Raw genomic sequence first — 277 nt, forward strand, 5'->3', positions numbered from 1 at the left:
GCCCCGGCGGCGCCGTGCACGATGCAGCGCCACGCCGCGGCCGATCACGCCGCCGCCGACCAGGCCGCCGCCGACCCGCATGCCCACCACCGGCACGGAGCCGGCTCCGCCGACGCGCCCGCGGGAGCGGCCCTCCAGGCGGACGGCCCCGACTGCCAGCGGCATGCCTCGGCCGGCCAGCACCACCCGGGCGGCCACGGCCACCACAAGCGGCCGGTCAGCTGCGCGGCCACCTGCTGCCCCCTGGCCTGCCAGGCGGCCGTGCCGGACGCGCCCT

General features: G+C 81.9%; 1 pseudogene. It reads left to right on the forward strand.

Features of this window, described 5'->3' with window-relative positions:
- Window positions 1–277: pseudogene (locus MFF21_RS23725) on the forward strand (hypothetical protein); the annotation flags it as partial.

The organism is Methylobacterium organophilum (assembly GCF_022179465.1).
Lineage (GTDB): Bacteria > Pseudomonadota > Alphaproteobacteria > Rhizobiales > Beijerinckiaceae > Methylobacterium > Methylobacterium organophilum.